The sequence below is a fragment of the Streptomyces spongiae genome, assembly GCF_009377185.1.
Taxonomy (GTDB): domain Bacteria; phylum Actinomycetota; class Actinomycetes; order Streptomycetales; family Streptomycetaceae; genus Streptomyces; species Streptomyces spongiae.
In genome coordinates this window covers 1-9,159 of the sequence record NZ_VJZC01000402.1, presented here as the reverse complement: position 1 = coordinate 9,159, position 9,159 = coordinate 1, and the positions used below count along the sequence as shown (strand labels likewise).

The 9,159-nt window shown below is 70.5% G+C and carries 4 protein-coding genes and 1 pseudogene; 2 read left to right on the top strand and 3 right to left on the bottom strand.

The features are described from left to right. Both FNH08_RS35935 and FNH08_RS35930 read left to right on the top strand, forming a co-directional pair. Nucleotides 1-921: pseudogene (locus tag FNH08_RS35935) on the top strand (hypothetical protein); the annotation flags it as partial. 90 nt (nucleotides 922-1,011) lie between these two features. After that, nucleotides 1,012-1,740, top strand: coding sequence for a TetR/AcrR family transcriptional regulator (locus FNH08_RS35930; RefSeq protein WP_152775723.1), 729 nt, complete (start codon nucleotides 1,012-1,014; stop codon nucleotides 1,738-1,740). A gap of 72 nt (nucleotides 1,741-1,812) precedes the next feature. On the opposite strand, the gene FNH08_RS35925 is transcribed toward FNH08_RS35930, so the two are convergent. The 3 genes from FNH08_RS35925 to pulA all read right to left on the bottom strand — a co-directional run. Beyond that, nucleotides 1,813-2,166, bottom strand: coding sequence for a 5-carboxymethyl-2-hydroxymuconate Delta-isomerase (locus FNH08_RS35925; protein WP_152775722.1), 354 nt, complete (start codon nucleotides 2,164-2,166; stop codon nucleotides 1,813-1,815). Nucleotides 2,167-2,195: 29 nt separating this feature from the next. Next, nucleotides 2,196-3,800: a fused response regulator/phosphatase gene (locus FNH08_RS35920; protein ID WP_152775721.1), complete on the bottom strand. Its 1,605-nt coding sequence runs from the start codon at nucleotides 3,798-3,800 to the stop codon at nucleotides 2,196-2,198. Between the two features lie 92 nt (nucleotides 3,801-3,892). Continuing rightward, on the bottom strand, nucleotides 3,893-9,159 hold a 5,267-nt coding region (pulA, locus tag FNH08_RS35915; RefSeq protein ID WP_152775720.1), incomplete at its 5' end, for a pullulanase-type alpha-1,6-glucosidase.

The window sequence follows — 9,159 nt, the reverse complement described above, 5'->3', positions numbered from 1 at the left end:
CCCCAGCTGCTGTACGCGGGCGAGGTCGGCTCCGCCCGCGTCGTCCTGCTGTACGACGGGCTGCGCGTCGCCCGGTACGCCGAACCGAAGGAGAGCACGGGCGGGGCCGCGCTGGACTTCGCGCGCGTGGACGGGGCGACCGGGGCCGGGGCGAGCGCGCTGGTGCTCGACCGGGTCGACGGCAACGTCCGCTATCTGACGGCGCCCTGGGTGACGAAGGTGGCCGTACGGGACCTGATGAAGCCGGACGGCGGGACGTCGAAACTGCCGGTGTCGGCGGACGGGGTGACGGGCGTGTTCGCGAGTCCCGCGCTGCGCCCGGGCACCTGCCGGTCGTGGAACGTGCTCCAGCTGAACGACGCCGACGGCGCCCGGCTGCTGACCGACCTCGCCGAGCTGACCCCCGCGCATCTGACCTCCGGGCGGCCGTCCGCGCCTCGCGAGGCATCGAAGTCGCTCGGAGCCTGGTCACCGTACGCGTGCTCGCTGGCCGCGGCGCGGGCGCAGGGCGTGCGGTCCGTGAACGCCTGGCGGTACGCCCGGCAGTCGCTGCCCGACTGGGCCGGCACGGCGACCTGGGTGTGCACCCGGGCCGAGACCTGGCGGGGTGGCGGCACGCGGGTGCTGGCCCAGTTCCGGGCTCCGGGCGACCGGTACGGGGCGGTCGCCGCCAAGGCCGACGACTCCCCCGCGTGCGGTGCCCGTGATCCGCACCTCCTCGCGGGTGTGCTGTGGAAGTCGGGCGCGGGCACCTGGTACCTGCTCGCCGCCGGCAGCCGGGACACGACATCGGTCACCGCCACGGGCAAGTTCAGCGGATCCGCCCAGAGCAACGTGCTGGCGGTACGCGCACGGCAGGGCGCCCGGGCCGACCTGAAGGGCACGCTGACCAACGGCCGTTCGATCACCGGACTGAGGTGATCACATCAGTGATCGGTTTGCAGTGAAGCTGTGAACAACCTTGGTCGTTCCGGTCCGTTGAGGGCCGGATCCGATCGGTAAGGTGTTCGCATGACAACCGGGGTTCGCCGCAGAATGGGTGTCGAGGAGCGGCGGCAGCAGTTGATCGGCGTCGCCCTTGAACTGTTCAGCCGACGCTCACCCGACGAGGTCTCCATCGACGAGATAGCGTCCGCCGCGGGTATCTCGCGGCCGCTGGTCTACCACTACTTTCCCGGCAAACTCAGCCTCTACGAGGCCGCGTTGAAGCGCGCCTCCGACGACCTGGCCGGCCGCTTCCTGGAACCCCAGGACGGCCCCCTGGGTGCCCGCCTGCTGCGCGTGATGCGTCGCTTCTTCGACTTCGTCGAGGAGCACGGGCCGGGTTTCTCGGCACTGATGCGCGGCGGCCCGGCGGTCCCCGCGGACGGCCCCCGCTCCCGGGACGCGATGTCCCGCACCAACGCGCTCATCGACGGCGTACGCCAGGCCGCGTACGACCAGATCCTCGCCCATCTGAGGATCGAGGACCCACCCGCCCGGCTGGAGCTGGTGATCCGCTCCTGGATCTCCCTCGCCGAGTCCACGGCCCTGATCTGGCTGGACGGCCGCCGCATCCCCCGCCAGGAACTCGAGGCCCAACTCGTCCACGACTTCGCCGCGTTGACAGCCGTGAGCGCCGCATACGACGAGGAAATGGCAGACCTCCTACGCACCATGCTGAAGGACGAGCCGACGGACGGCCCGTTCACAGACCTGGTGGGCCGCTTGGTGTCGTTGGGGGCGCAGAGCGCCCCTTAAGGGGCGCGGGGAACTGCGCGACAAGCCACAACGAACCCGCACTCACCCAAACACCGAACCCCAACGGCGCGACTACACCTCAAACTTCCGGTAAGACGCATCAAGCTCCCGCACCTCGGCCGACGCATGAAACGCCACGGCCCCCACCTTCACATGCTCGCGGAGCAACAAGAGCACAGCCTCAGTAAGCCGCACCTTCGTCTCATCCGTACGCCCCGCCAACAACCCCAACGTCACATGCACGACCGCATGACCGTCCCCGTCCCGCCCCACCGTCGTGTCCTCCGTCGCACGGAACTGCGTCTTGCACGCCTCGTACTTCGCGGCAGCGATCTCCACCACCGCGTCGTGCAGGGCGAGCGCGAAGGCACGCCGGTCGAAGCCCTCGGAGAGCGGCGCGGAGTAGTCGACGGTGATCTGCGGCATGGGCACTCCTGTTCTGGGACCGTTGCCGCTCACCCTAGCCGCAGCGCCAGCAGCGCGATGTCGTCCTCCCGGTCGCGCCCGAAGCAGTCCAGCAGCGTGTCGCAGAGGGCGGCCGTGCCGCACGGGGCCTCGGCCGCGGCGGTGCGCAACTGCTCCAGGGACACCGAGAGGTCCGTACCCCGGCTCTCCACGAGCCCGTCGGTGACCATGAGGAGCCGGTCGCTGGGCTCCAGGACGATCTCCGTGGGCGCCGGCCGGTCGAGCCCGAGCCCGAGCAGCGGTCCTTCGGCCTCCACGTACGCGGCACCGCCCTCGTCGCGGACGATCAGCGGCGGGATGTGGCCCGCGTTGGCGATCCGGGTGTGCCCGGTGGCGGGGTCGACCAGGGCCAGGCAGACGGTGACCGTGCTGTCGGGGTGGTAGTGCTGGAGCATCCGGTCGAGCCGCCCGGCGAGCGCGCCGGGGTCGGGTTCCTCGACGCAGTAGGCGCGCAGGGCGTGCCGGATCTCCACCATGACGGTGGCCGCGTCCAGGGAGTGCCCGACGACGTCGCCGACCGCCGTCAGCACGCCTCGCGAGGTGCGCAGGGCCGCGTAGAAGTCGCCGCCGATCTCGGTGTCGCTGGAGGCCGGCACGTAGCGGACGACGACGTCGACGCCGGGCAGCTCCGGCAGTCGTCTGGGCAGGAAGCTGTTCTGGAGGGTGAGCGCGACCTGGCGTTCCGCCTGGTAGAGGAGCAGGGGTTCCGCGGCGAGCGCGGTGGCGTGGGCGAGGCGGGCGACCAGGGCGTCGGTGCGCGGTGTCCGGGACCGGGGCCCGAGCGCGGGTGTGGCCAGACAGACGGCCGCCTTGCCGTCCTGGGTGTGGGTCACGACGAGCCGGACGTCGGCACCGGCCAGGGGGTGGAGGAAGCCGGGCGGCCAGAGCGGGGCGGGCACGACGGTGCCGTGCAGTCCGCCGGCCCGCGCCGCGATGCCGCGGATCAGCCGGACCACCGTCTCGCGTGCTCCGGCGTCCGGGAGCACCGTGGCGGCCCTCCCGCGCTGGGTGCCGCAGTACAGCTCCCCGCTCTCGCCGACGACGAAGACGGCGGCCGGACCACCGGTGAGCCGGGCGGTGCCCTCGGCGGCCGCGTCCGCGAGCTCACGCGGGCAGCGTGCCGCCTGGACGGAGACGATGGTCTCCGACAGCAGCGTCAGGTGCCGTGCGACGGCCTCGGCGTCGCTGAGCATCCGGGCGCTCCGCACGGCGGCCCGGACCACGGCCTGGATCTCCTCGGGCTCGGCGGGCACCGTCAGATACGCCTCGCCGCCCGCGTCCAGGCCCCGGCACCGGTCGCTGGGCGCGACGGAGGCGGCCGAGAAGTGGACGACGGGCAGCGCTGCCATCGGCGGCACGGACTTGACCCGGCGGCAGAGTTCGAAGCCGCTCATGTCGGGCAGCCCGACGTCGACGAGGGCCACATCGGGCAGGGCGCCCGTGCGCAGCCGTGCGTCGAGTTCGACGAGTGCCTCACCGGCGCTGGCGACGGGGACGACCCGGTGCCCCGCACGGCTCAGTACGGCACCCATCGCGTACCGGCTGGCGGCCGCGTCGTCGACCACCAGGACTGTGCTGTCTGCTTGCTCGGCCATGCGGTTCTCGCGGACTGCCGGGGACGCGGACGGGGTGACACGGGCCCCCTGACATGCGGGGTGCCGGGGCCCGCACCACTCAAGCTAATGCTCTACCGCGCGCCCCGGGTGAAGACGGCGACAGTACGCCCCGGAACGGCGAACGTCCCCGATTCCGCCGCGTACGACGACGACTTGACGATAGGGTCCGCACCCCTGACCTGGACGGGGTGCAGCGCGTACGCCGTCCCTGCCGCCCCCGCGATCCGCTGCTCCTGCCGCTCGGGCGTCGCGTTGAGGACGACGACCAGGTCGCCGAGCTCCATGGTGATGACGCCGGGCGTCTCGTCCTTGCCGGAGAGCGGGAAGGACAGCGCCGACTGCACCTGGTCGGCGGTGCGGAGCGAGAAGGCGTCCTCGGTCGTGCGGATGCGCAGCAGGTCCCGGTAGGCGGCCGAGGCCCCCTCGATCTGCCCGCATCCCACCTTCACCGACGTCAACAGGGGCTTGGCGTAGGGCCACTTGGACTCGTTGTCGGTGGCCATCGGCAGTCCGCGCCCGAAGCCGTTGCCGTCCCGGCAGTCCCAGTGGAGGGCGTTGAACCAGTCGCCGCTGTCGTAGGAGTTGCGGTCGAGCGACTTGGACCGCAGCAGGTCGGTGCCCGCCTGGGACAGGGCCGGCCCCTGGGAGAGGGCGGCCGTCGCCATGGCGAGGACCTGCATCCGGGCCCGGTCGTCCGCGCTCGTGGACCTCGGCAGTTTGAAGGCGAGCGCGTCGAACAGCGACTCGTTGTCGTGGGCGTCGACGTAGGCGAGGGCGTCGCCGGGCGCGTCCGCGTAACCGGCGGGCGAGCCGTTGTAGTCGACCTCGGAGCCCTTGACCCGCCTGCCGCTGGTGTCGGTGAAGGCGTACTGCGCGAGGTTGCCGCTGAGCCCCACCTTGATCAGGTCCTGGTAGTGCAGCAGCCGCGCCTTCTGCTCGGCCGGACTCCCGTTGGCCGCCGAGGAGTTGGGGTCGGTGTACAGGCCGGACGCGAAGCCCTGGACGCCCGGGTCGTCGTCGAAGGGACCACCGCCGCGTACGGCGTCACGGGCCCGGTCGGAGAAGGTAGCGACGCCCGTCCCCGCCATGTTCTTCTGCGTGGCCTGCACGAACCGGGCGTCGTCGGCGACCTCGCCGAAGTTCCAGCCCTCCCCGTACAGGATGATCTTCTTGCCGTCCACGCCGTCCTTTTCGAGGGTCAGCGCGTCGAGTGCCTTGCGTACGGCGAGGATGTTGGCCTTCGGGTGATGGCCCATCAGGTCGAAGCGGAACCCGTCGACCTTGTACTCCCTGGCCCAGGTGACGATCGAGTCCACGACCAGCTTGCCCATCATGGCGTTCTCGGGCGCGGTGTTGGCGCAGCAGGTGGAGGTGGCCACCGAGCCGTCCGCGAGGAGCCGTTGGTAGTAGCCGGGCACCACCTTGTCGAGGACGGAGGTGGCGGCCTGCCCGCCGGCGGTGGTGTGGTTGTAGACCACGTCCATCACGACCCTGAGCCCGTCGTCGTTCAGCGCCCTGACCATCTTCCGGAACTCGACCGTGCGCCGCGTGCCGTCCGGGTCGGTCGCGTACGAGCCCTCGGGGACCGTGTAGTGGTACGGGTCGTAGCCCCAGTTGAACGCGTCCTTCGCGGCGGCCTTCGCCACGCACTCCTGTTGCTGGTCGGAGTCGGCGGCGTACGAGCCGAGATCGCAGTCGACGGTCGCCTGGTCCGCCCTCCGCTCCGGGATGGTGGCGATGTCGAAGGCGGGCAGCAGGTGCACGTACGACGTCCCGGACGCGGCCAGCTTGCGCAGGTGCTGCGCGCCGTCGCTGTCCTTGTCGGCGAAGGCGAGGTAGGTGCCCCGGTCCTGGGCGGGCACGGTGCTGTCGGCGATCGAGAAGTCCCGGATGTGCAGCTCCTGGATCTGCGCGTCCCTGAGCGGCACCGCCTCGGGCTTCCGGTACGACGACCAGCCGCTCGGGGCCAGTGCCCGGTCGTCCAGGTCGACGACGAGGCTGCGCTCGGAGTCGGTGGTCAGGGCGAGCGAGTACGGGTCGGTGACGTGGTTGGTGACGACCTTCCGGACGCTCGGGGCCCAGACCTTGACGACGTACCGGTAGGGCTTGCCCTTCCAGGACTTCGCGCCGGTGACGGACCAGACGCCGGTGGTGTCGTCCCGCTTCATCGCCACGGTCCTGCCGTCGAGGTCCAGGGCGACGGACTGCGCGGTGGGCGCCCATACGGCGAGCGTCGGACGACCCTTGTGGAAGGTCGGCCCGAGGTCGGCACCGGTCCCGTCGTACAGGTCGTCGAGCACGCCGCCGATCTGGACGCCTGTCGCCGTCAGGACGGCCCCGTTCACGGCCCGCTGAGAGGCCACGACCTGGCCACGCAGGGCCTCCCTCACCCGCCCGCGGTCGCGCGGGTCGACCGACCAGGCGGTGTACGACCTCAGGTGCGGGAACCTCGCTCTCTGGGCGTCGGTGAGGCTGGTCCTGGCCAGTCGCAGCCAGCGCTCGTCGTCGCTCGTCAGCGTGCCGTCCTTCACCGCGATCGAGCCGGTCCGCGAGTACAGCAACTGGGTGGACGCGGCCGTGTCGTCGCCGTTCCAGGCGACCGTGTTCCGGTCGATCCAGACCGCCTTGGAGGTGGTCAGGTCGAGCGCGGCGGCGGAACCGGCCGGCTGCGGCAGCAGGTACTTCTCCTGACCGTTCAGAAGCCACACCTCATGGCCGGTGGCCTTGAGGTCGAGCGACTGGTCGGCGGGGAGGTCCTTCTCGTCGCCCTTGTGGACGATGTAACCGAGGCTGGTGGCACCGTCGGTGAGCGGTACCTCGAAGACGGCGCCGTACGGGTCGGTCCTCACCGGCTGGAGGGGCTTCGACCAGTCCGTGGGCTGGGCGGCACCGGTCCACACGTGCAGTCCCCAGCCGTCGTAGTTCCCGTCGGCGCGGTGGTAGTGGAGGACGGCCTTGCTCCTGTCCTGCTCCGGGTGGTCGGGCCGTTCCGTCCGCACGGTCTCCTTGCCCTGCTCGATCCAGACCTCGCCGGTCTTGGTGACGTCGATCGTGCGGTCGGCGGAGACGTCCTTGTTCCCGTCCTTGTCGATGACGAGGAAGCCCACGTTCGAGGCGCCCGGCTTGAGCTTGACGTAGGCGGAGGCGCCGTACGCGTCCCGGCCGGTGAACGGGTGGCTGTCAGGCCAGGTGGTCCCCTCCCCGTCGGCGAGGTCGCCCCAGGCGTACAGGCCCCAGTCGTCGTAGTCGCCGTCGGGGCGCTTGTAGTGGACGATCGCGTAGTCCCGGGAGGAGGCCGTGGGCACCTCGGGGGCGGGCGGAGTACCGGTGGTCGACCCGGCGGTGGCGCTCGCCGTACGACCGGCTGAGTCCCTCACAACTGCCTTGTACCGCAGGGCGGTTCCGGGCGCCACGTCCTTGGCGATGGTCTGGGTGACCTTGTACGGGGCGTGGTCGGCGGAGCCGAGCGTCTTCCACTTGCCGTCGCCGGTCTGGGCGGCGAAGACGACCCGGCCCAGCTGCCCGCCGTCGGCGTCGGCTGCGATCTCCACGGTGCCGGTGGCTCCGGCGGCGGGGGCCTTGAGGGTGATGGTGGGCTTGGTGGCGGGCTCGGCGAGCTTGCCCGCCACCTTGAGGACGACCGCCGAACCGGCCGGGACAGTGACGGTGATCTTCTTGTCGGAGCCGCTGGTGAGGGACTTGTCCGTCCCGTAGATGCCGCGGAACGTCATATCGGCGGAGCCAGTCGCGAAGGTCGCCGTCTTCGAATCGTCGGCGTTGTTGAAGGCGACGACGTACTCCGTGCCGGTCCTGGCGTCCGTACGGGAGAAGGCGTAGACGCCCGCGCCGTCCGCCGCGTAACGCTCGGTCTGTACGCCGTCGGTGAGCGCCGGGTTGGCCTTGCGGAGCTTGGCGAGAGCACTGATCTGCCGGTAGAGCGGCGCTCTCGTGTCGTACGCGTCGTCGGCGTGGGTGCGGTCCGTGCCGATCTCGTCGTCGTCGAGGTAGTCGGCCGTACGGGACGCGAACATCGTCTGGCGGGCGTCCTTGTCGCCGCCGGAGCCCGTGAAGCCCTGCTCGTCGCCGTAGTAGACGACGGGGTTGCCGCGGCTGAGGAACATGAGCTCGTTGGCGAGCCTGTCCTTGGCCAGCAGTTCGGCGTCGGTCGCCTTCGGGTTGTCCTGCTTGAGGAAGTACCCGATGCGGCCCATGTCGTGGTTGCCGAGGAAGGTGACCTGCTCGTAGGCGTTGGCCTTGTCGGTCGTGTACTTGTAGTCGTCGCCGAAGACGGAGGCCAGCCTCTTCGCGCTGCCGCCCTGGGAGGCGTACGACCGTGCCGCGTCCTGGAACGGGAAGTCGAGCGTGGAGTCGAGGCGCCCCTGAGTGACGTAGGGCGAGGTGACGGACGTGTCGGCGGAGTAGACCTCGCCGAACATGAAGAAGTCGTCGCGCCCGTGCTTCGCCGCGTAGGCGTCCAGCGCCGTGGCCCACTGGGTCCAGAACTCCGTGTTGACGTGCTTCACGGTGTCGATCCGGAAGCCGTCGACGTCGAAGTCCCTGACCCACCGCTCGTAGATCTTCTCCATGCCCCGGACGACCTCGGGACGCTCGGTCCACAGGTCGTCGAGACCGGAGAAGTCCCCGTAGGTCGTCGACTCACCGGCGTACGTCGAATCGCCCCTGTTGTGGTACATCGTCGGGTCGTTGAGCCAGGACGGGACCTTGGTGCTCCGCGTGACCTTGGGCGTGCGGGGGAAGGCCGCGGTGTCGACGGCCGGGAACGCCTTGGTGCCGTCCGCGTAGTCGGCGTCGTCGAAGGGCTCGCCGTCCTTCGTCAGGTACGGGAAGGCGCCCTTGGAGAGGTAGTCGTAGGACTTCTCCTCGTAGTCGACGACATCGGCGGTGTGGTTGGTGATGACGTCGAAGAAGACCTTCATACCCTTGGCGTGCGCCTTGGAGATGAGGTTCTCCAGGTCCTTGTTCGTCCCGAAGTGCGGGTCGACCTGGGTGAAGTCGGTGATCCAGTAACCGTGGTAGCCGGCGGAGGCGTTGCTCCCCGTCCCCTGCACGGGCTGGTTCTTGAAGAGGGGCGCCATCCAGATGGCGGTCGTCCCCAGCCCCTTGATGTAGTCGAGCCTCTTGGTCAGGCCCTTGAGGTCGCCGCCCTGGTAGAAGCCCTTGTCGGTGGGGTCGTAGCCGGTGCTGAGGCGTGAACCGGTCAGCCCGCCCTTGTCGTTGGACGCGTCACCGTTGGCGAAACGGTCCGGCAGGACGAAGTAGAACTGCTCGCGGGTGAGGTCGTGGCGGGCGGGTTCCGCGGCGAGCCGCGCGTCGGACG

What these genes read in the sequence shown, in the direction of transcription:
- FNH08_RS35930 (WP_152775723.1), top strand. Translation starts at nt 1,012, where the DNA reads ATGACAACCGGGGTTCGCCGCAGAATGGGTGTCGAGGAGCGGCGGCAG.
- FNH08_RS35925 (WP_152775722.1), bottom strand. Translation starts at nt 2,166, where the DNA reads ATGCCGCAGATCACCGTCGACTACTCCGCGCCGCTCTCCGAGGGCTTC.
- FNH08_RS35920 (WP_152775721.1), bottom strand. Translation starts at nt 3,800, where the DNA reads ATGGCCGAGCAAGCAGACAGCACAGTCCTGGTGGTCGACGACGCGGCC.